At 68.8% G+C, this 19257-nt stretch carries 20 protein-coding genes; 9 read left to right on the forward strand and 11 right to left on the reverse strand.

The window, feature by feature from the left end:
- Both NC7_RS18705 and NC7_RS18710 read right to left on the reverse strand, forming a co-directional pair.
- The gene (locus tag NC7_RS18705; protein ID WP_067984886.1) at window positions 1-699 is read right to left on the reverse strand and encodes a response regulator; all 699 of its coding nucleotides are present in this window, start codon (window positions 697-699) and stop codon (window positions 1-3) included.
- On the reverse strand, window positions 696-2249 hold the full coding sequence (locus NC7_RS18710) for an ATP-binding protein (RefSeq protein WP_067984888.1): 1554 nt from the start codon (window positions 2247-2249) through the stop codon (window positions 696-698). The genes NC7_RS18705 and NC7_RS18710 overlap by 4 nt, the downstream gene beginning before the upstream one ends.
- A 94-nt stretch (window positions 2250-2343) precedes the next feature.
- Here NC7_RS18710 and NC7_RS18715 point away from each other — a divergent pair, with 94 nt between their 5' ends.
- Window positions 2344-3702 (forward strand): cation:dicarboxylate symporter family transporter, encoded by a 1359-nt coding sequence (locus NC7_RS18715; RefSeq protein ID WP_067985110.1) that lies wholly within the window; start codon window positions 2344-2346, stop codon window positions 3700-3702.
- Between the two features lie 48 nt (window positions 3703-3750).
- Here NC7_RS18715 and NC7_RS18720 read toward each other — a convergent pair whose 3' ends face one another.
- Window positions 3751-3969, reverse strand: a complete 219-nt coding sequence (locus NC7_RS18720) for a DUF4287 domain-containing protein (RefSeq protein ID WP_067984891.1) — start codon at window positions 3967-3969, stop codon at window positions 3751-3753.
- 182 nt (window positions 3970-4151) lie between these two features.
- Here NC7_RS18720 and NC7_RS18725 point away from each other — a divergent pair, with 182 nt between their 5' ends.
- The gene (locus NC7_RS18725) at window positions 4152-5621 is read left to right on the forward strand and encodes a phytoene desaturase family protein (protein ID WP_067984894.1); all 1470 of its coding nucleotides are present in this window, start codon (window positions 4152-4154) and stop codon (window positions 5619-5621) included.
- On the opposite strand, the gene NC7_RS18730 is transcribed toward NC7_RS18725, so the two are convergent.
- From NC7_RS18730 to NC7_RS29230, 8 genes are all read right to left on the reverse strand, one after another.
- Window positions 5612-6559 carry a cation diffusion facilitator family transporter gene (locus NC7_RS18730; protein WP_067984896.1) on the reverse strand — a complete coding sequence of 316 codons (948 nt, stop codon included), beginning with the start codon at window positions 6557-6559 and terminating at the stop codon, window positions 5612-5614. The two genes, NC7_RS18725 and NC7_RS18730, sit on opposite strands and share 10 nt — an antisense overlap.
- A gap of 88 nt (window positions 6560-6647) precedes the next feature.
- Window positions 6648-7568, reverse strand: coding sequence for a cation diffusion facilitator family transporter (locus NC7_RS18735; RefSeq protein WP_067984898.1), 921 nt, complete (start codon window positions 7566-7568; stop codon window positions 6648-6650).
- An 82-nt stretch (window positions 7569-7650) separates the two neighbouring features.
- The gene (gene manA / locus NC7_RS18740; protein ID WP_067984900.1) at window positions 7651-8871 is read right to left on the reverse strand and encodes a mannose-6-phosphate isomerase, class I; all 1221 of its coding nucleotides are present in this window, start codon (window positions 8869-8871) and stop codon (window positions 7651-7653) included.
- Window positions 8871-10091: a tobH protein gene (locus NC7_RS18745; protein WP_067985112.1), complete on the reverse strand. Its 1221-nt coding sequence runs from the start codon at window positions 10089-10091 to the stop codon at window positions 8871-8873. Before NC7_RS18745 ends, manA begins: the two co-directional genes overlap by 1 nt.
- A 79-nt stretch (window positions 10092-10170) precedes the next feature.
- A complete protein-coding gene (locus tag NC7_RS18750; RefSeq protein WP_067984901.1) occupies window positions 10171-11550 on the reverse strand; it encodes a phosphomannomutase/phosphoglucomutase in 1380 nt (459 codons plus the stop codon).
- A gap of 455 nt (window positions 11551-12005) precedes the next feature.
- Window positions 12006-12380 carry a DUF3499 domain-containing protein gene (locus tag NC7_RS18755; protein ID WP_067984903.1) on the reverse strand — a complete coding sequence of 125 codons (375 nt, stop codon included), beginning with the start codon at window positions 12378-12380 and terminating at the stop codon, window positions 12006-12008.
- Window positions 12381-12454: 74 nt separating this feature from the next.
- Window positions 12455-12937 (reverse strand): metallopeptidase family protein, encoded by a 483-nt coding sequence (locus tag NC7_RS18760; protein ID WP_201449895.1) that lies wholly within the window; start codon window positions 12935-12937, stop codon window positions 12455-12457.
- A gap of 113 nt (window positions 12938-13050) precedes the next feature.
- A complete protein-coding gene (locus NC7_RS29230) occupies window positions 13051-13284 on the reverse strand; it encodes a WhiB family transcriptional regulator (protein WP_133733920.1) in 234 nt (77 codons plus the stop codon).
- A gap of 515 nt (window positions 13285-13799) precedes the next feature.
- Here NC7_RS29230 and cofD point away from each other — a divergent pair.
- The 7 genes from cofD to NC7_RS18795 all read left to right on the forward strand — a co-directional run bounded on the left by cofD (window position 13800) and on the right by NC7_RS18795 (window position 19211).
- Window positions 13800-14768: a 2-phospho-L-lactate transferase gene (gene cofD, locus NC7_RS18770; protein WP_084458613.1), complete on the forward strand. Its 969-nt coding sequence runs from the start codon at window positions 13800-13802 to the stop codon at window positions 14766-14768.
- Window positions 14765-16111 carry a coenzyme F420-0:L-glutamate ligase gene (locus NC7_RS18775; RefSeq protein WP_084458593.1) on the forward strand — a complete coding sequence of 449 codons (1347 nt, stop codon included), beginning with the start codon at window positions 14765-14767 and terminating at the stop codon, window positions 16109-16111. Before cofD ends, NC7_RS18775 begins: the two co-directional genes overlap by 4 nt.
- A 181-nt stretch (window positions 16112-16292) precedes the next feature.
- Window positions 16293-16814 (forward strand): NUDIX hydrolase, encoded by a 522-nt coding sequence (locus NC7_RS18780; RefSeq protein WP_067984905.1) that lies wholly within the window; start codon window positions 16293-16295, stop codon window positions 16812-16814.
- A gap of 189 nt (window positions 16815-17003) precedes the next feature.
- Window positions 17004-18236, forward strand: a complete 1233-nt coding sequence (locus tag NC7_RS18785; RefSeq protein ID WP_067985119.1) for an alkane 1-monooxygenase — start codon at window positions 17004-17006, stop codon at window positions 18234-18236.
- Window positions 18233-18406: a rubredoxin gene (locus NC7_RS28610; protein WP_084458594.1), complete on the forward strand. Its 174-nt coding sequence runs from the start codon at window positions 18233-18235 to the stop codon at window positions 18404-18406. Before NC7_RS18785 ends, NC7_RS28610 begins: the two co-directional genes overlap by 4 nt.
- The gene (locus NC7_RS18790) at window positions 18403-18585 is read left to right on the forward strand and encodes a rubredoxin (protein ID WP_067491380.1); all 183 of its coding nucleotides are present in this window, start codon (window positions 18403-18405) and stop codon (window positions 18583-18585) included. Before NC7_RS28610 ends, NC7_RS18790 begins: the two co-directional genes overlap by 4 nt.
- A 77-nt stretch (window positions 18586-18662) precedes the next feature.
- Window positions 18663-19211 carry a TetR/AcrR family transcriptional regulator gene (locus tag NC7_RS18795; protein ID WP_084458614.1) on the forward strand — a complete coding sequence of 183 codons (549 nt, stop codon included), beginning with the start codon at window positions 18663-18665 and terminating at the stop codon, window positions 19209-19211.
- Window positions 19212-19257: the final 46 nt, after the last annotated feature.

Raw genomic sequence — 19257 nt, forward strand, 5'->3', positions numbered from 1 at the left:
CTAGGTCGAAACCCGCCAGCGGTAGCGGGTTTTCGGCCGACCGGCGCGCCCGTAGTCGGCGCGACGTTCGGCGAGGCCGTCGTCGGCGAGTTTCTCGAGGTACCGCCACGCGGTGATGCGCGAAACTCCCACCGCCGCGGCGGCATCGGTGGCGGTGATGCCCGCTTCGGCCGCGCGCACCGCCCGCGACACCTCCTCCAGCGTGTGCTGCACCACGCCCTTCGGGGCGCCCGCGCGCTGATCGGCGGTGCGTAGCGCGCCGAGCGCGCGGTCGATGTCGTACTGCGACAGCGCCGCTTCGCCCGCGGGCAGAGCAGTGTCGAAATCCCGGTAGCGTTCCAGCTTTTCGCGAAAGGCGGCGAAGGTGAACGGCTTGAGCAGATACAGCACCACCCCGTGGGCCACGGCGCTGCGCACCATGGTCAGCTCGCGGGCCGAGGTGATCGCGATGACGTCCGGGCGCGGGGAGAGTCCGTTGAGCGCGGCGGCCACCTCGAGGCCGTTGATGTCGGGCAGTCCGATATCCATCAGCACCAGGTGGAACGGGTTGCCCTCGGCGATCGCCGAGGCCGCGAGATCGAGCGCGTCGTGACCGGTATGGGCGACGCCGCCGGTGACGAACCCGTCGAGCCGTTCGAGGTAGGCCCGGTGTGCCTGGGCGATCAACGGTTCGTCCTCGACGATCAGGACGCGGATCATGGGTTCTCCCTCAACGGAATTCGGACGGTGACCGCGCTGTGTGGTGCGGCCGTTGTGGTGATGGCACCGCCGTGTCGATCGACGAGACGGTGCACGAGCGCCAGGCCGAGCCCGGCATGATCGGATTTGGTCGTGTAGCCGCGTTCGGCGGCACGCTCGAACATCTGCGCCGACATGCCGGGGCCGCTGTCGGCGACGCGCACGCACAGGTGCTTGTCGCGGTGGCTCACCGACACCTCCACGCGCTTGTCGGTGGTGCCCGCGGCCGCGTCGATGGCGTTGTCGACCAGGTTGCCGACGAGTGTCACGGTTTCCTGCGCCGAGAGCGGATCGGTGGAGTCGAGCGCGGTGTCCTCGCTGATCGCCAGGCTCACCCCGCGTTCGGCGGCCTGGTCCACCTTGCCGAGCAGCAGGGCCGCCAACGCCGCGTCACCGACGGCAGCGAGCAGTCGGTCGATCAGCACCTGCGACAACGCCAGTTCGTCGGTCGCGAACGCCACCGCCTCCTCCGGTCTGCCCAGCTCGACCATGGTGACCACGGTGTGCAGCTTGTTGGCCGCCTCGTGCGCCTGGGCGCGCAGCGACTCCGCGAAATTGCGCACCGAGTCGAGCTCGCCGAGGACCGCGCGCAGTTCGGTCTGGTCGCGGATGGTGAGCACGGTGCCGATCTGTTCGCCCTCCCAGGTGACCACGTCCTGGTTCACCAGCAGCACCCGATCGGTCGTCACGTGCGTTTCGTCGCGCACCACACCCTGACGCTCCCGACGCAGCGAGACGGGCAGGTCGTCGCGATACACCGGACCCTGCGGCAGATCGAGCAGGGTTCGCGCCTGGTCGTTGACCACCTCCGCCGGGCCATGACCGGTGCCGAACACCACCAGGCCCTCGTGCACCGAGTGCAGCACCGCGTCGTGGTGCTCGTAGAGCGCGCGCAACTCGTCGGGCGCCAGACCGTGGGTCTGCCTGCGCAGCCGCCTGCTGAGCAGGAACGAGGAGAACGCGGCCAGCGTGAGCCCCGCCGCGCTCACCCCGAGGATCACCGGCAGCTGCGAGGCCACCTGGGTGCCGATCCTGGCCCTGGTCACCCCCGCCGACACCAGCGCGACCACCCGGCCGCGGTCGTAGACCGGGGTGACCGCGCGGATCGAGGGGCCGAGCGTGCCGGTGAAGGTCTCGGTGAACGTCTGCCCGGCCAGTGCCTGGTCGATGCTGCCGGAGAACGGTTTGCCGATCATCTCCGGGTTCGTGTGGGTGTAGCGGGTGCGGTCCGGTGCCATCACCACGATGAAGTCCATCCCGGTGTCGGCCCTGATCCGTTCGGTGGTCGGTTGCAGCAGGCCGCTCGGATACGGCGAGTGCACGGCCGCCAGTGTCGACGGCGCCCTGGCCACCGAGACGGCGACGTCGCGGACCTGAAGTTCGGTGGCCACATCGTGGTCGCGCCGGGCATCGAGCACGGCGAGCACCGTACCCGTGCCGATCATCACCGCCAGCACCACCAGCTGCCACACGAAGGCCTGTCCGGCAAGCGACAGTCGTCCTCGTCGCATCCTGCCCTCCGACCTCGAACTGAACGTTATGTACCTAAAGCACGTTATGTACCAAACGTGACGGCGATCACACCTAACGGGCATGCTCGCTGCCATGATCACAACCACCGCGCGAAAACGAGACCATACCCACTGGCTGTACATCGCGGTGGTTATCGCGGTCCTCGCGGGAGTTCTCGTCGGCAAGCTGGCACCGGAGTTCGGTCAGTCACTGGCGCCGCTGGGCACACTGTTCGTGAATCTGATCAAGATGATGATCGCCCCCGTCATCTTCTGCACCATCGTGCTCGGTATCGGGTCCGTGCGGGCGGCGGCGACCGTCGGCAAGGTCGGTGGCCTGGCCATCGCCTATTTCCTCGCCATGTCGACGGCGGCGCTCGCGATCGGCCTCGTGGTCGGCAACGTGATCGAACCCGGTTCGGGGCTGGGGGAGGCCAAGCCCGGCGCGGGTGCCACCTACGCCGAACAGGCGCATGGTGCGGGCGGCACCTGGGAGTTCATCCAGAACATCGTGCCGACCACGCTCGTGTCCTCGCTGACGGCGGGCAGCGTGCTGCAGGCGCTGTTCGTGGCCCTGCTCGTCGGGTTCGCCGTGCAGGCGATGGGCTCGGCGGGCGAGCCGATCCTGCGGGCGGTCTCGCTCGCGCAGAAACTGGTGTTCCGGATCCTCTCGATGATCCTGTGGCTGGCCCCCATCGGCGCCTTCGGGGCGATCGCCAATGTCGTCGGTCGTACCGGCTGGTCGGCGGTGGTACAGCTGGCGACCCTGATGGTCGCGTTCTACCTGACCTGCCTGGTGTTCGTCTTCGGCGTGCTCGGTGTGGTGCTGCGGGTGGTCTCGGGGGTGTCGATCCTGAAGCTGTGCCGGTACCTGGCCCGCGAATACCTGCTGATCGTCGCCACTTCCTCGTCGGAGTCGGCGCTGCCTCGGCTGGTCGCGAAGATGGAACACGCGGGTGTGGAGAAGACCACGGTCGGTGTCGTCGTACCGACCGGGTACTCGTTCAACCTCGACGGCACGGCCATCTACCTCACGATGGCCTCGATCTTCATCGCCGACGCGCTGGGGCAGCCCCTGAGTCTCGGCGAGCAGATCGGTCTGCTGTTGTTCATGATCATCGCGTCCAAGGGCGCGGCCGGTGTCACCGGTGCGGGCCTGGCCACCCTGGCGGGCGGCCTGCAGAGCCACCGCCCCGAACTGCTCGACGGTGTCGGTCTGATCGTCGGCATCGACCGGTTCATGTCCGAGGCCCGCGCGCTGACCAACTTCTCGGGCAACGCCGTGGCCACCCTGCTCATCGGCACCTGGACCAACACCGTCGACGCCGACCGCACCCGCCGTGTCCTCGACCGCGAACTCCCCTTCGACGAGGAGACCATGGTCGACGACGACCACGGCACCCCCACCCCCGAGGCCGCCGCCGACGCCGAGCCCCCGGTCGCGGTGCGGTAGTGCAGCGGACCGACCTCGCCTAGTGCGGAGCCGGTCCGCTGCCCGTGTTCAGGCCCGCGCCCACTTCTCTGGATGGAGATGGAACTGCACCAGCGCGGTCGCGTGCCCGTGCCCGAGGCCGTGCTCAGACTTCAACCAGTTCACCAGCGCGCTGTGTCCGGCGACGTCGGTGGCGGCCAGCAAGGTCAGCCATTCGTCCACGGGCCGACCATATTTGGCCTCGATGGCAGGGAAGTAGGACGCGGGGCCGTGCGGTGCGTTCGCCATGAGATCTCTCCTTGTTTCTCGTTATCGGTGGAGACGGTGCGTACCGCACGAATTCATCGCCGTGTCGGGCAGGGCCGCCCCGGGACCGGTAATCGTCCGCCGGGGACGTGACGCGGCACTCGTCCGCCGTGACGGATCGGCCGCGTAGGTTGGAGGGAAAGTCGGTCGGCGAAGGGACGGCGATGGCGGAAGTCGTAGTGGTCGGGTCGGGGCCGAACGGGCTCGCCGCGGCGGTGATCGCGGCGCGTGCCGGGCTGTCGGTGCGGGTACTCGAGGCGCAGGATCAGGCCGGTGGTGGTTCACGGACCGCCGAGCTGACCCTGCCCGGTTTCCAGCACGATGTGTGCGCGGGCGCGCACCCGATGGCCTTGGCGTCGCCGTTCTTCCGCGCGTTCGACCTCGCCGCGCACGGAGTGGAACTGCTGGCGCCCACCGTGTCCTACGCCCACCCGCTCGACGGTGGCGTGGCCGGGTTGGCCTGGCGCAATCTCGAATCCACGGTCGCCGACCTCGGTCGTGACGGTCCGGCGTGGCGCTCGCTGTTCGCCCCGCTCGTCGAGCACTGGCCCGCGGTGGTCGAGCTGGCCATGTCGGATCTGCGCCACCCGCCGCTGAACGTGCCGACGGGCGTGCGGTTCGGGTTGCGTGTGCTGGAACAGGCATCACCGTTGTGGAACAACCGGTTCCGTGAGGACGCCGCCCCGGCCATGCTCACCGGCGTGGCCACTCATGCCATCACCCAGCCGCGTGCCATTCCCGCCGTCGGTGCCGGTCTGCTGCTCGGCACGCTGGCGCACGCGGGTGGCTGGGTGATCCCGCGCGGCGGCAGCCAGGCCATTCCCGACGCGCTGATCGCCGAATTGGAACGCCTCGGCGGCGAGGTGGTCACCGGTCATCGCGTGGACGACTTCGCCGAGCTCGCCACCGCCCGCGCCGTGCTGTTCGACACCGCACCGGCCGAACTGCTGCGCATCGGCGGTGACCGCCTGCCCGAGCGTTACCGCGACAGCCTCGGCCGTTTCCGCTACGGCGGAGCGGCCTGCAAGGTCGATTTCGCGCTGTCGGGACCGGTGCCGTGGACCGCGCCCGGCGCCGACCTGGCGGGCACCCTGCACCTGATCGGTACCCGCGAAGAGGCGATGCGTGCCGAAAAACAGATCGCCGCGGGGAAATTCGCCGACCGGCCGTACGTGCTCGCCATTCAGCCCGGCGTCGTCGACAGCACCCGCGCGCCCGAGGGCAAGCACACCTTCTACACCTATGCCCACGTCCCCAACGGATCCGATCGCGACATCAGCGAGGACGTGATCGCCCAGGTGGAACGCTTCGCGCCCGGCTTCCGCGACCTCATTCTCGCCAAGCACGTGCGCCCGGCGGCATTCATGCCCGCCCACAACGCCAACTACATCGGCGGTGACATCTCCGCGGGCGCGATGACCTTGCGCCAGACCGTCTTCCGGCCCCTGCCCCGCTGGAACCCGTACGCCACCCCGATTCCCGGCGCCTACCTGTGCTCGTCGTCGACCTCGCCCGGACCCGGTGTGCACGGCATGTCCGGACTGCACGCGGTGGCACACATGCTGCGCACCCGGTTCGGTATCGTCACCGACCCACTCGACCTGCTGCGCGGCGAGCAACCCGCCTATCGGTGACTACCGGTGGCACCGGCTTTCTCGGGTCGGAACACGTCGGGCTCGAGATAGACCGTGCGCACGCTCGGTGCCGCGTCGCGGATACGCGCGTCGGCGGCGTCGATCGCGGCGCCCACCCGGCTGATGTCGAGATCGGCCTGCATGGCGATCTTGGCGTTCACCAGCAGGTCCTCCGGGCCCAGATATTGCGTCTGCAGGCGGAGCACTCGCACGATGCGCGGATCGGCGAGCAGCGCACCGCGAATGGCCCGGTCCTCGGCGGCGGTGGCGCCCTCACCGATGATGAGGCTCTTGGTCTCCACGATCAGCACGATGGCGTTGAACCCGAGCAGCAGCCCGATGAGCAGGGTGCCGACGCCGTCCCACACCCCGTTGCCAGTGAGTACCGTCAGGCCCACGCCGGCAAGCGCGAACATCAGCCCGATCAGCGCGCCCATGTCTTCCAGCAGAACCACCGGCAGCTCGGGATTGCGGCTGTTGCGGATGAAGTGCCACCAGGAGTGCTTGCCTTTCAACGGCACCGACTCCCGGCGTGCGGTGCGGAAGCTGAAGCCCTCGAGCAGCATCGACACCAGCAGGATCGCGATCGCGACCCCCGGTGACTCGAGTTCGTGCGGGAAGCGGATCTTGTGCACCGCTTCGTTGAGCGCGAACAGACAGCCCATCGTGAACAGCACGAGCGCCACGACGAACGAATAGAAGTACCGGTTGCGGGTGTAGCCGAAGGGGTGCAGCACATCGGGCGCCTGCTCGGCCCGGTTGCGGCCGACGAGCAGCAGCGCCTCGTTGCCGGTGTCGGCCACCGAGTGCACGGCCTCGGCCAGCATGGACGACGAGCCCGTGATGAACGCACCGATGAACTTCGCGATCATGATCCCGGCGTTCGCGCCGAGCGCGGCCAGGATCGCGATCTTGCTGTCTCCACCTTCAGCGGCCATACCGGGGGACGCTACCGTCCTCGCCCGCGAAACCGCGCGACCTCGACGCTATGTCCCGGCCGCGCGGTGACCGCCCGAGCACACCCGGCTACGACACCGACTGCCGGTACAAGTCGGGCTCGAGGTAGATCAGCCGAGCGAACGGAACGGCGGCGCGCACACGCGTCTCCGCCGCATCGATGGCCTCGGCGACATCGGCGATCCCGAGACCGGGAGCGATGGCCACCTTGGCGGCAACCAGCATTTCCTCCGGCCCGATGTACTCGGACTTGAGGTGGATGACCGAGGTGATCTTCTCGCCGTCGATCAGGTTGTCGCGGATGGCGCGGTCCTGCTCGGGGGTGGCCGCCTCACCGATGAGCAGGCTCTTCATCTCGATGATGAGCACCACCGCGATGATGCCGAGCAGCGCGCCGATGCACAGGGTGCCGATGCCGTCGAAGACCGGGTCGCCGGTGATCATGGTCAGACCGACCGCGCCGAAGGCCAGGATCAGACCGATCAGGGCGCCGGTGTCCTCGAGCAGCACCACGGGCAGTTCCGGGCTGCGGGAGGTGCGGATGAACCGCCACCAGCTGGCGTCGCCTTTGAGCGGACGCGATTCACGCACCGCGGTGATGAAACTGAACGTCTCCAGACCGATCGCGATGCCGAGAATGACGATCGCGACGATCGGCTGACTCAGTTCCTCCGGGTGCTGGATCTTGTGGATGCCCTCGTAGATGGCGTACACCGAGCCGAGAGTGAACAGCACCAGCGCGACGACGAACGAATAGAAGTACCGGTTGCGCCCGTAGCCGAACTGGTGCAGTTCGTCGGCGTCCTTCTCCGCGGCACGCTGTCCGAACAACAGCAGACCCTGATTGGAGGTGTCGGCCACCGAGTGCACCGCCTCGGCCAGCATCGACGCCGACCCGGTGATCGCCGCGCCGACGAACTTCGCCACCGCGATCCCCGCGTTGGCCGTCAACGCGGCGATGATCGCCTTCTTGCCGCCACCAGCCGACATCTTGTCCCCGTCCTCCCACTGCACCGAACACGCTTTGCTCGCAACAGCCTAAGGGGCGTCGCGCGAAAAGTACGCCCCGACGCTAGTTCCCGTCGCCGACGCAGGCGCTGAACAGCTGCGCCGCGCCGCCGACGGCGCGGGCACGGATGTCGGCGTCGGCCGCCGAGATCCAGGCCGCACTGCCGGGAACGAGGGTGAGTTCGCGCCCGTCGTGGCGCAATTCGACGGTGCCGTCGGTGCACAGCACGATGCCGGGTCCGGCATCGGCCAGCGCGACGGGTTCCGCGCCTGCCTCCAGATCGAACCGGCACAGCGCGAATTCGGGGGCGGGTGTGGCGTAGCGGATACTGCCGTCGGGGCCGGGTTCGGGTTCGATCACCGGCAGGTCGATCGGTTCGAAATCCAGCACGCGCAGCAGCTCCGGGACGTCGACATGCTTGGGGGTGAGCCCGCCGCGCAGCACATTGTCGGAGTTGGCCATGATCTCCACGCCGACACCGCGCAGGTAGGCGTGCAGGTTACCGGCCGCGAGGAACAGGCCCTGGCCCGGTTCGAGGGTGAGCCGGTTGAGCAGCAGCGCCGCGAGCACCCCCGCGTCACCGGGGTACACCTCGGCCAGTTCCAGCACGGTGCGCGTCTCGGCGGTGAACTCGCGCGGACCCGTGCCCGACAGGTAGCGCACGCACCCCTCGAGCACCGTGGGCAGCAGGGTGGCCAGGGCGGCGGGCGGCAGCGTGATCCAGGTGGTGAACAGCGTGCGCAGACCGGCCGAATCGGGTTGGGCGGCAAGCAGTTCGGCGTAGACATTGAGACCGGGCACGTTCAGTGCGCGCAGCAGGTCGACGGTGCGGTGCGGGGCGCGGAAACCGGCGAGCGCCTCGAAACGCTCCAGCGCGACCACCAGCTCGGGTTTGTGGCTGTCGTCGCGGTAGTTGCGCAGCGGCGAGTCGAGCGGCACGCCCACCCGGTTCTCCCGCTGGAAACCGGCCAGCGCCTGTGCCGAACTCGGATGAGCCTGCAGCGACAGCGGTTCCTCGGCCGCGAGAATCTTCAGCAGGAACGGCAAACGAGGACCGAAACCCTCGGCGACCGGGCCCAATTCACGCACCGGATCGGCGGCGAGCACCTCGAGCAGCGACCGCGAACTGCCGTTGGACTTCACGTGCGCGGGGTCGGCGGGGTGCGCGCCGAACCACAGTTCGGCCTCCGGATGAGCCGAGGGCACCGGTCTGCCACACAACCGAGCGAGCGCGGTGCGCGATCCCCATGCGTAAGAACGCAGCGCACCAACGAGTTCCTGCACTAGTAGCGTCCCCCGTCGTGATATCGGTCCTGGTCGCCCGAGGACGCACCGCGTGCGCCGAGGCGAAGGTAGGCCGCGGCCATGTCGAGCCGCAGGGCGAGCACCGCCAGCTGTACGAGTTCGCTGCCGTGTCCGCCCCCTGCGGCGGAGGTGGCGATCGCGCTCTCGGCCGAGGGCTCCGAACCCGGCTCGGCCAGCTGGGACTGCAACACGTCGACATCGGCGTGTACGAGTTCGGCGTCGACGAGGCCGTTGCCCGCGCCCTCGAACACGGTCAGCTTGCGGCGGGCCGCCGCCTGGTCGGGGTGCACACTGAGGGCGAGCACACGCACCCGGTCCACCGGGGCCGGACCGTCGAGTTCCTCGTCGTGGAACAGCGGATCGAAACCGGGCGCCGCGCCACCGGCCGCCTGGGCGAGCCTGCCGACGGCGGCGACCGCGTCGGCCAGGTCGGCCGCCGAGGCCAGCTTGCCCGCCGACTGCAACAGCACCTCGGTGCCGTGCCCGGCCAGCTCGACCGCGGCGGGAGAGTCACCGGCGAGGACGACGCCGACGCCGTGCATGCGGGTCGCGAGGGTTTTGGCCGGGTTGTGGAACACCTCGTTGTGCGGACCGTCGCGCAGGGCTTCGGCGTCGAGGACGTCGGCGAGCGCGGTCAGGTCGGGGGTGGCGGGAACACTGCGCTGGCCGTCGATCCCGCGCAGCACGGCGATGCCGACCGCGAGGAAACGCAGCAGGCGGTTGTGGTCGAGCACGGGCACGCGCGGTTCGAGCACGATCGCGCGACCGGCGGCGACCGCCCGCAGCGGACCCTCGTTGGGAACGGCGATCACCACTTCGGCGCTGCGCCGCACCGCCCGGTCGACCGCGTCGATCAGGCGCGGGTCGCCCGCGTCGTCACCGGCGACGAGCACCACGTCCAGCGGCCCGACCCACGGAGGCAGCGCGGTGACGGGCACGATCGGCAGTCCGACCCGGTCACCGAGGGTGGCGACCAGCAGCCCGGCGGCCCGGGCGGCGCGCCCGGACCCGGTGACGAGCACCAGGCTGCGCGCGCGCAATTCCGACAGCCGTTCGATCAGGGAGGTCTCGGCGACCGCGGCGGCGGTCGCCCGCACCTGGGCACCGCCCGAGGCCGCCGACCGTAAGAAGCCGCCGGTGTCGGCCGCCTCGAGCGACGCGGCATCGTCGAGGTCGAAAACCGGTGTTCCAGCGATCATCGCCGAGTCCACCTCCCCTCATCGCGCTGTGTGGTCGGTCGGCGCGAGCGCCGCGCTCTGCTGGTTTCCATGTTCCCAGTCAGGCGCGGACGATGCTCAGGATCTCGGTCACGAGTGCGTTTACTTCGGCCTGCGATCCGGCTTCGACATTGAGCCGTAGCAGCGGCTCGGTGTTGGAGGCGCGCAGGTTGAACCAGGCGTGCTCGCCCAGATCGACGGTGACGCCGTCGAGGCGGTCCACCGACACCGTGCGGTCGGCGAAGGCCGCGAGCACGGCCTCGGTGCGGTCGGTGGCGTCGGCGACGGTCGAGTTGATCTCGCCCGAGGCCGCGTACCCGTCGTAGGCCGCCATCAGCTCCGAGACCGGACGGTCGCCCTCGCCGAGCGCCGCCAGCACGTGCAGCGCGGCGAGCATGCCGGAGTCGGCGCCCCAGAAGTCACGGAAGTAGTAGTGGGCGGAGTGCTCGCCACCGAAGACCGCGCCGGTGGCGGCCATCTCCTGCTTGATGAACGAGTGGCCGACCCGGGTGCGCACCGGCTTGCCGCCGAGCTCGGAGACCAGTTCGGGCACCGCCCGGGAGGTGATGAGGTTGTGGATGACGGTGGCGCCCGGCTCCTTGGTGAGCTCACGCTGGGCGACCAGGGCCGTGATCGCCGACGGCGACACCGGCTCGCCCCGCTCGTCGACGACGAAGCAGCGGTCGGCGTCACCGTCGAAGGCCAAACCGATGTCGGCGCCGCTGGACCGCACCAGAGCCTGCAGGTCGACCAGGTTCTTCGGGTCGAGGGGATTGGCCTCGTGGTTGGGGAACGAGCCGTCGAGCTCGAAGTACAGCGGCACGAGGGTGACCGGCCCGAGCGCGCCGAGCACGGCGGGCACGGTGTGGCCGCCCATGCCGTTGCCCGCGTCGACCGCGATGGTGAGCGGTCGGATCTCGTCCAGGTTCACCAAGTCGCGCAGGAAGCTCGCGTAGTCGGCGAGCAGATCGACCGACGACGCGGAACCGGGCGCGCCGTCGTAGGCGGGCACACCGGCGACGACCTCGGCCGCGATGGTGGCCAGACCACTGTCCTGGCCGACCGGCAACGCGTTGGCCCGGCACAGCTTGATGCCGTTGTACTTGGCGGGGTTGTGGCTGGCGGTGAACATGGCACCGGGACAGCCGAGCCGACCGGAGGCGAAGTACAGCTGGTCGGTGGAGGCGAGCCCGATGTGCACGACGTCGAGACCCTGACCCTGCACGCCCTGGGCGAACGCCTCGGCCAGCTCAGGGGAGGACTCGCGCATGTCGTGACCGATGACCACCCGCTCGGCGCCCTCGGCGCGCATCAGCCGGGCGAAAGAGGCGCCGACGTCGCGCACGAAACCGGCGTCGATCTGCTCGCCCACCACCCCGCGGACGTCATAAGCCTTGATCACGGCGTTCACGAGTTCGCCAGAGCGCGCGAGGGTCGTCATGCCGCAAAGCCTAGCCGATCCGCCTCCCCGGGACTTTTGGCCAGACTCAGGGGCGGGGGAGGTGTCGTTGGCGGCCAGACTTGGGTGCTGGGTCGGGTGAGCCCGTGCCCGGTGAGTTACCCATGTGCTCACCCGCTCTTCGATGACTTTTGGCCGGACTCAGGCGCGGGGAGGGTGTCGTCGGCGGCCGGACTCAGGTGCGTATGGGTGAGCCAGTGCCGGTGAGTTGCGCATGGGCTTGCTGTTTCGCTCCCCGGACTTGGTCGGACGATCGCTGGCGAACTGCGTCGACGGTGAACTGAGTGGCGCGTGGTCCAGCGCCGCAACGCCTGATCTCGCAAGTACATGGGTAACTCCCCGGGCACGGGCTCCGGCAACCCGGCACGTGAGTCTGGCCGCCCGACGCAGTCTCTCCGCGCTCGAGTCTGGCCAAAGTCGCGGGGAGGCGGGTGAGCTCAGGGGTCTGGGAGGACTCGTAGGTGGCCTCGGCGGCCGGTGCGGGGCTGGCGGGGGGCCGGGGTGGTGGTGTCGCGGTAGCCGGGCTGGTCGGGTTCGGCGGGGCGGCGGCGTAGGCCTGCCTCGCGAACGGCTTCGGCCAGGGCGGTGAGGTCGTCGTCGTCGGGGGTGCTCGAGGAGAAGCCGCCCTCGTGGCGCACCAGTTCCCAGCCCTTGGGGGCGGTGATGCGGCAGGCGTGGGTTTCGCACAGATCCCAGGAATGCGGTTCGGCGACGGTGGCCAGGGGTCCGACGACGGCGGTCGAGTCGGAGTACACATACGTCAGCGTCGCTACAGCCGGGTTCTTGCAGCCGGGTCGGCAGCAACGACGCATAGGGATCACGACGTCGAGATTAACCCTCCAGCCCACAAAAGTGGATACGGACACGCGGTGGCGGAGGCGTCGTTCTACTCCGGTTCGGGGTCGATGAGGTCGGGATCGACACCGAGATACGTCGCGATCTGCTGCACCAGGACCTCACGCAACAGCTCGACGAGATCGTCGGGATCGGCGGCGCGCAGTTCCAGCGGCTTGCGGAACAGCACCACTCGCGCACGGGTCGCGGCGCCGTGCCGGTCGACGCCCGCGGGAATGAGCCGCGACAGCGGAACCGGTCCGTCGGCGACGACCTCGTCCGGCCAGGTGACCGAATCAGGATGCAGCGGACGGATTTTCGGCACATCGTCGACGGCGATGTCGAGTTTGGTCAGCCGGTCGTGCCAGCGGGTGTCCAGCGGTGCGAAGGCCTCGAGCACCAGCCGGTCGAATTTCTGCCCGCGCGTGCGCCAGGCGGGCACCGTCGGCGGGAGCATGGGACCACGGACACCGCGACCGCGGCGGGTCACCGAACGAGCGGTCGGCGCCGGAAGATGTCGCCGGGAACGTGCCATGGGTACTTCGCCTCTCTCGCCTGACCGGTAACGGGCGTTCGCCCGGAGACACCGACGTACTGCGCCTGCGTGGCTCCGGGCCAGGCCTGGAGAGTCTACTTTCGAACAGTCACTTATCCGATTCCGCGCTTCAGCCTGCGACGCTCTCGTTCCGAGAGACCGCCCCAGATGCCGAAACGTTCGTCATGCGCCAGCGCGTATTCCAGGCACTGGTCACGCACTTCACAGCCCAAGCAGATGCGCTTGGCCTCACGGGTCGAGCCGCCCTTCTCCGGGAAGAACGCCTCGGGGTCGGTCTGAGCGCAGAGGGCACGTTCCTGCCACTGCTCTTCGATCGACTCGAACATTTCGTCGAAGCCCGTGACGACCAGACTCAGCCGGGGGGCCGCGACTTCGCTTGCCGCGTCCGGTTCCGGCCAGCTCGTTTCAGCGCAGACAGCGTGAGCTGCGCCTGCTGTGGAATCGGTCGGCGAGACCAGGTTTTCGGTCATCGTTCCGCCTCCTCACTATGTGTTAGCGCAGAATGATTTCCGTCGGATGAACTAGAACCCCGACGGCCCAACACCGCGACGTAGTCTCGCGGGCTTCCCCGAGCCTGCCTTCCGGCGCATCGGCACCCTCCTGCAAACGCCCCCGCGCTATGTCTTCTCGCGGTGACCGGAATGACATGTCTGTGATTAGACACGCCGCACTTGCCGGTGGTCAACCCGCCGTCACCCTTCCGTTACACTCCGGACCCGCCTTTCGTGTTGATCTTGTTATGTGCCGTGGCAAATGACCAGCAACTTTGTTCTTCAGCACAGGGAAACGACCCGGCAACCGGCACCACTTAGGCTGTGTCCCTGTGACTGCACAACACGCGGTGCGCGAGCCCAGGATCGCCGTTCTCGTCGGTGGTGTCGGGGGTGCACGGTTCCTCCAGGGCGTCAGGCATCTGCTGCCCGATGCTGATATCTCGGCCATCGTCAATGTCGGTGACGACGTCTGGATGCACGGCCTTCGCATCTGTCCCGACCTCGACACCTGCATGTACACCCTCGGTGGTGGCATCGATCCCGAACGTGGCTGGGGCCACGCGAACGAGACCTGGCATGCCAAGGAGGAACTGGCGAAATACAACGCCAAGCCCGATTGGTTCGGACTCGGCGATCGCGATATCGCCACTCACCTCATTCGCACCGAGATGTTGCGCGCCGGATTTCCGCTGTCCTCGGTCACCGAAGCGCTGTGCAATCGGTGGCAGCCGGGCGTGAAACTCATCCCGGCAACCGATGACCGCTGTGAAACCCATGTGGTGGTCAGCGATCCCGACAATGCTGGCGAACGTCGCGCGATCCACTTCCAGGAATGGTGGGTGCGGTACCGCGCGGCGCTTCCGACTCACGGATTTGCCTCGATCGGCGCCGAACAAGCCTCTCCCGCACCAAATGTGACCGATATCATAGCTGCCGCCGATGCTGTGTTGCTCGCCCCCTCGAACCCGGTCGTGAGCATCGGATCGATCCTCGCCGTGCCCGGTATCCGCGGTGCCTTGCGGACCACCGAGGCCAAGGTCGTCGGCCTGTCTCCCGTGATCGATGGAAAGCCCTTGCGGGGCATGGCCGATGAGTGTCTGAAGGTGATCGGGGTGGAGTCGACGGCCGAGGGGGTCGGCAGGCATTACGGCGCCCGCTCGGCCACCGGCATCCTCGACGGCTGGCTCGTCCATTCCACCGACACCGCCGAGGTGCCCGGTGTGGAGGTGCGCAGCGTGCCGCTGCTCATGTCCGACCCCGACGCGACGGCCGAAATGGCCCGTGCCGCACTGGAATCGGCGGGAGTGAAGGCGTGAGCACACCGACCGACCACGCGGCGGGCGAACTGCGGATCCTGCCGGTCACCGGACTGCCGGAGTTCCGGCCCGGCGACGACATCGCCGAACACCTTGTGGCACAGGCGCCCTGGCTCGCCGACGGTGACATCCTCGTGGTCACCAGCAAGATCGTGTCCAAGGCCGAGGGTCGCATCGTCGCCGCGCCGACCGACCCCGAGGAACGCGACACCGCCCGCCGCGAACTGGTCGACGCCGAGGCCGTGCGGGTCCTGGCGCGGAAGGGTCGCACCCTCATCACCGAGAACCGGCTGGGCATCGTGCAGGCCGCCTCCGGTGTCGACGGCTCCAATGTCGCCGAGGGCGAATTGGTGCTGCTCCCGGTGGATCCCGACGCCAGCGCCAAGGCCCTGCGCGCGGCCGTCGCCGAGCGGTTGGGAGTCCAGGTCGCCGTCGTCGTGACCGACACGATGGGCCGCGCCTGGCGTACCGGCCAGATCGACGCGGCCATCGGCGCGGCGGGCCTGCGCGTGCTGCACGACTACGCGGGCGCGGTCGACGGGCAGGGCAACGAACTGCAGGTCACCCAGGTGGCCGTCGCCGACGAACTCGCCGCCGCCGCCGATCTGGTGAAGGGCAAGCTCGGCGCGGTGCCGATCGCGGTGGTTCGCGGCCTGCCGACCGTGGACGACGGCTCCACCGCGGCGGCGCTGCTGCGCGGTGGGGTCGACGACCTGTTCTGGCTCGGCACCGCCGAGTCGATCGAACTCGGCCGCAAACAGGCTGTGCCCCTTCGTCGTTCGGTGCGCGCGTTCAGCGACGAACCGGTCGACCCGGAGCGGCTCAGGGCCGCCGTCGCCGCCGGTCTCACCGCCCCGGCTCCGCACCACACCCGGCCCGTGCGCTTCGTCTGGCTGCGTGATCGCGACGTGCGTGCCCGGCTGCTCGCCGCCATGGCCGACAAGTGGCGTGCCGATCTCGCGGCCGACGGACTCGACCAGGAGCGGATCGAACGTCGCGTCGCGCGCGGGCGGATCCTGGTCGACGCGCCGGAGGTGGTGATCCCGTTCTGCGTGCCCGACGGCGCGCACGACTACCCGGACGCGCGTCGCCGGGCGGCCGAGCAGACGATGTTCACCGTCGCTGTCGGCGCCGCCGTGCAGGGCCTGCTCGTGGCGCTGGCCGCCGACGGGCTCGGCAGCTGCTGGATCGGTTCGACCATCTTCGCGCCGGAGGTGACGCGCGAGGTCCTCGGGCTCGCCCAGGATTGGAACCCGTTGGGCGCCATCGCCATCGGTCATCCACTCCAGACGCCCGAGCCACGGACGGTCGGCGACCCCGGCCCCGGATTGGTCGAACTGTGAGCCGGAGCGCCACGGCCACGATCGGCGCGACCCGGCCGTGCGGCGGTGGAGTTGTGAGTCGCTGCGATGCGGCTGCGGTCGGTTCGACCCGGTGCCGGGGCGGGGGAGTTGCGAGCCGCCACCGGTTCCGACGTGGTGCAGCCGTGCGGCCCTGTCGCCGTGCCGACGCGGAGAGGATGTCATGACCGCCGAATCCCTGCACCTCTCGGCCACCGAACTGCTCACCTCCTGGAAGCCACCCACCGACGCGGATTCCGCACTGCGCGAAGCGATGCTGGCGTTTCTCGGGTCCGCACCGCGCGGGTGTCTGCGCGAACACGCACCCGGCCACATCACCGCCTCGGCGATCGTGTTGTCGCACGACCGCCGCGAGGTGCTGCTCACCCTGCATCCGCGCGTGGGCCGCTGGATCCAGCTCGGCGGCCACTGCGAGCCCGGCGACGACACCGTCGCCGACGCCGCGCTGCGTGAGGCTGTGGAGGAATCCGGTATTCCCGACTTGACGCCGGTGCCCGGTCTCTACGGTGCGCAGGCCCATCCGATCACCTGTTCGCTCGGGGTGCCGACGCGTCATCTGGACCTGTTGTTCGAGGTCATCGCCCCGCCCGGGGCCGTCCCGGTGCGCAGCTCCGAATCCACCGATCTGCGGTGGTGGCCGGTCGACGGGCTACCGCCTGGCGCCGACGTGGCGCTGAAAGCCTGACCCCTCGCTGACCGGCGATCGTGGCGGCCGCATCCGAACGGGTGCGGCCGCCTTTTCCGTTATCTCCCCGTTACCTACTTTACAAATTCGCCGATTTGTCTAGACATCGACCGGCGAGGCGGCCTATCGTCTGTGACAGAGAGTTACGCACATCACACCTGTGAGATGTGCCTCAGGATGGAGACAACGATGTCCACCGACGCCAACCCGTCCGAACGGACGGCAGCGCCACCGCAGTGGCGCGATTCCAAGCGATACCTCTGGCTGTGGGGCCTGTTCGCCCCGACCGGGCTGTTCACGATCGCGATTCCGATGATCTGGGGAATCAACCAGCTCGGCTGGCATCGTCTGGCCGAAGTGCCGTTCTGGCTCGGCCCGATCCTGATCTACATCGTGATCCCGCTGGCCGACCTGTTCTTCGGCCCCGACGGCGACAATCCGCCCGACGAGGTCATGGAACAGCTGGAGAACGACAAGTACTACCGCTACCTGACCTACCTGTACCTGCCGTTCCAGTACGCCTCACTGATCTTCGCCTGCTACATCATCACCGCCGACAACCTGCACTGGCTCGGCTTCCCCGGCGGCGCCAACGTGGTCGACAAGATCGGCATCGCGATCAGCGTCGGCATGATCGGCGGCATCGGGATCAACACCGCGCACGAATTGGGCCACAAGAAGGTCGAATTGGAGCGTTGGCTCTCGCGCATCGCGCTGGCCCAGTCGTTCTACGGGCACTTCTACATCGAGCACAACCGTGGTCACCACGTGCGGGTCGCCACACCGGAGGACCCGGCGAGTTCGCGCCTGGGCGAGACCTTCTGGGCCTTCTGGCCGCGCACCGTGTGGGGCAGCCTGCGCTCGGCCTGGCACCTCGAGAAGGACCGGCTCGCCCGCCTGGACAAGGGTCCGTGGACGCTGCGCAACGACGTGCTCAACGCGTGGGCCATGTCGGTGGTGTTGTGGCTGGGTTTGATCCTGGTCTTCGGGATCGAGGTGCTGCCGTACCTGGTCCTGCAGGCGGTGATCGGATTCAGCCTGCTCGAGTCGGTGAACTACCTCGAGCACTACGGCCTGGTCCGGCAGAAGACGCCGAGCGGGCGCTATGAGCGGCCCGCCCCCGAGCACAGCTGGAACTCCGACCACCTGGTCACCAACATCTTCCTGTACCACCTGCAGCGCCACAGCGATCATCACGCCTACCCCACCCGGCGCTACCAGACACTGCGCAGTTGGGACGGCGCGCCGAACCTGCCCAGCGGCTACGCCAGCATGATCCTGCTGAGCTACTTCCCGCCGATCTGGCGCAAAGTGATGGACAAGCGGCTGCTCGCCCACTACGGCGGCGATGTCGGTTTGGCCAATATCGAACCGAAACGCCGCGAGCAGGTGCTGGCGAAATACGGAACGGAGGCGCCATGAGTTCGTACCGCTGCCCCGTCTGTGATTATGTCTACGACGAAGCCGAAGGCGCTCCGCGCGAAGGGTTTCCGGCGGGCACCCCGTGGTCGGCGGTGCCCGACGACTGGTGCTGTCCCGACTGCGGAGTGCGGGAGAAGATCGATTTCGAGGCGGTAGGAGTAGCGGGATGACCGAGTACAAGCTGTATCAGTGCGCCCAGTGCGGATTCGAGTACGACGAAGCGCAGGGTTGGCCCGACGACGGCATCGCCCCCGGCACCCGCTGGGACGACATCCCCGACGACTGGACCTGCCCGGACTGCGGTGCTCGCAAATCCGATTTCTTCATGGTCGAGATCGAACGTTCGTGAGGGCGGCGCGCCAGGGTGCGCGCCCGCCGTACCAGGAGGCCGCGCGCGACCTGCTGCGCACCTCGGTCCTGGACGCCATGCGCGAGCTGCTCACCGAACGGGACTGGTCCAAGATCACCCTCGGTGATGTGGCCGCCAGAGCCGGGGTGAGCAGACAGACGCTCTACAACGAGTTCGGCTCGCGGGCCGGGCTGTCCCAGGCCTACGCGCTTCGCCTGGCCGATACGCTCGTCGACCAGGTGCGCGACGCGATCCATCGGCACGTCGGTGACGCGCGCGAGGCCATCCGCGACGGCATGACCGGCTTCTTCTTCGCCGCCGCGGCCGACCCGCTGGTCCGCTCGCTGCTGGCGGGGGAGATGAAGCCGGACCTGCTGCGGCTCATCACGCTCGACGCGGGTCCGCTGCTCGAACACGCCACCGCGCGCCTGGCCGACGTCTTCCAGCACAGCTGGGTCGACGCCACCGACGCCGAGGCCGACGTCCTCGCGCACGCGCTGGTGCGCATCGCGCTGAGCTATATCCCCAACCCCCCGGTGCCCGAACGCGACGCGCCCGCCGAGATGAGCGCCTTGTTGAGCCCCTACGTCGAAGCGATCGTCCAGGCACGCGGTATCCACCCCTAGACGAAGTGGGGCGGATCACTATAAGGGGTGATCTGCTCTTATTCGC

Origin of the sequence: Nocardia caishijiensis NBRC 108228 (assembly GCF_001612825.1) — a bacterium.
Taxonomy (GTDB): Bacteria; Actinomycetota; Actinomycetes; order Mycobacteriales; family Mycobacteriaceae; genus Nocardia; species Nocardia caishijiensis.

Coding starts and splice junctions, on each gene's coding strand:
- NC7_RS18790 (WP_067491380.1), top strand. CDS start 18,403: ATGACCGAGTACAAGCTGTATCAGTGCGCCCAGTGCGGATTCGAGTAC.
- NC7_RS18715 (WP_067985110.1), top strand. CDS start 2,344: ATGATCACAACCACCGCGCGAAAACGAGACCATACCCACTGGCTGTAC.
- NC7_RS18735 (WP_067984898.1), bottom strand. CDS start 7,568: ATGTCGGCTGGTGGCGGCAAGAAGGCGATCATCGCCGCGTTGACGGCC.
- NC7_RS18760 (WP_201449895.1), bottom strand. CDS start 12,937: ATGGCACGTTCCCGGCGACATCTTCCGGCGCCGACCGCTCGTTCGGTG.
- NC7_RS18780 (WP_067984905.1), top strand. CDS start 16,293: ATGACCGCCGAATCCCTGCACCTCTCGGCCACCGAACTGCTCACCTCC.
- NC7_RS18755 (WP_067984903.1), bottom strand. CDS start 12,380: ATGCGTCGTTGCTGCCGACCCGGCTGCAAGAACCCGGCTGTAGCGACG.
- NC7_RS18705 (WP_067984886.1), bottom strand. CDS start 699: ATGATCCGCGTCCTGATCGTCGAGGACGAACCGTTGATCGCCCAGGCA.
- NC7_RS18750 (WP_067984901.1), bottom strand. CDS start 11,550: ATGACGACCCTCGCGCGCTCTGGCGAACTCGTGAACGCCGTGATCAAG.
- NC7_RS18720 (WP_067984891.1), bottom strand. CDS start 3,969: ATGGCGAACGCACCGCACGGCCCCGCGTCCTACTTCCCTGCCATCGAG.
- NC7_RS18725 (WP_067984894.1), top strand. CDS start 4,152: ATGGCGGAAGTCGTAGTGGTCGGGTCGGGGCCGAACGGGCTCGCCGCG.
- NC7_RS18795 (WP_084458614.1), top strand. CDS start 18,663: ATGCGCGAGCTGCTCACCGAACGGGACTGGTCCAAGATCACCCTCGGT.
- NC7_RS29230 (WP_133733920.1), bottom strand. CDS start 13,284: ATGTTCGAGTCGATCGAAGAGCAGTGGCAGGAACGTGCCCTCTGCGCT.
- NC7_RS18710 (WP_067984888.1), bottom strand. CDS start 2,249: ATGCGACGAGGACGACTGTCGCTTGCCGGACAGGCCTTCGTGTGGCAG.
- NC7_RS18745 (WP_067985112.1), bottom strand. CDS start 10,091: ATGATCGCTGGAACACCGGTTTTCGACCTCGACGATGCCGCGTCGCTC.
- NC7_RS18785 (WP_067985119.1), top strand. CDS start 17,004: ATGTCCACCGACGCCAACCCGTCCGAACGGACGGCAGCGCCACCGCAG.
- NC7_RS28610 (WP_084458594.1), top strand. CDS start 18,233: ATGAGTTCGTACCGCTGCCCCGTCTGTGATTATGTCTACGACGAAGCC.
- NC7_RS18730 (WP_067984896.1), bottom strand. CDS start 6,559: ATGGCCGCTGAAGGTGGAGACAGCAAGATCGCGATCCTGGCCGCGCTC.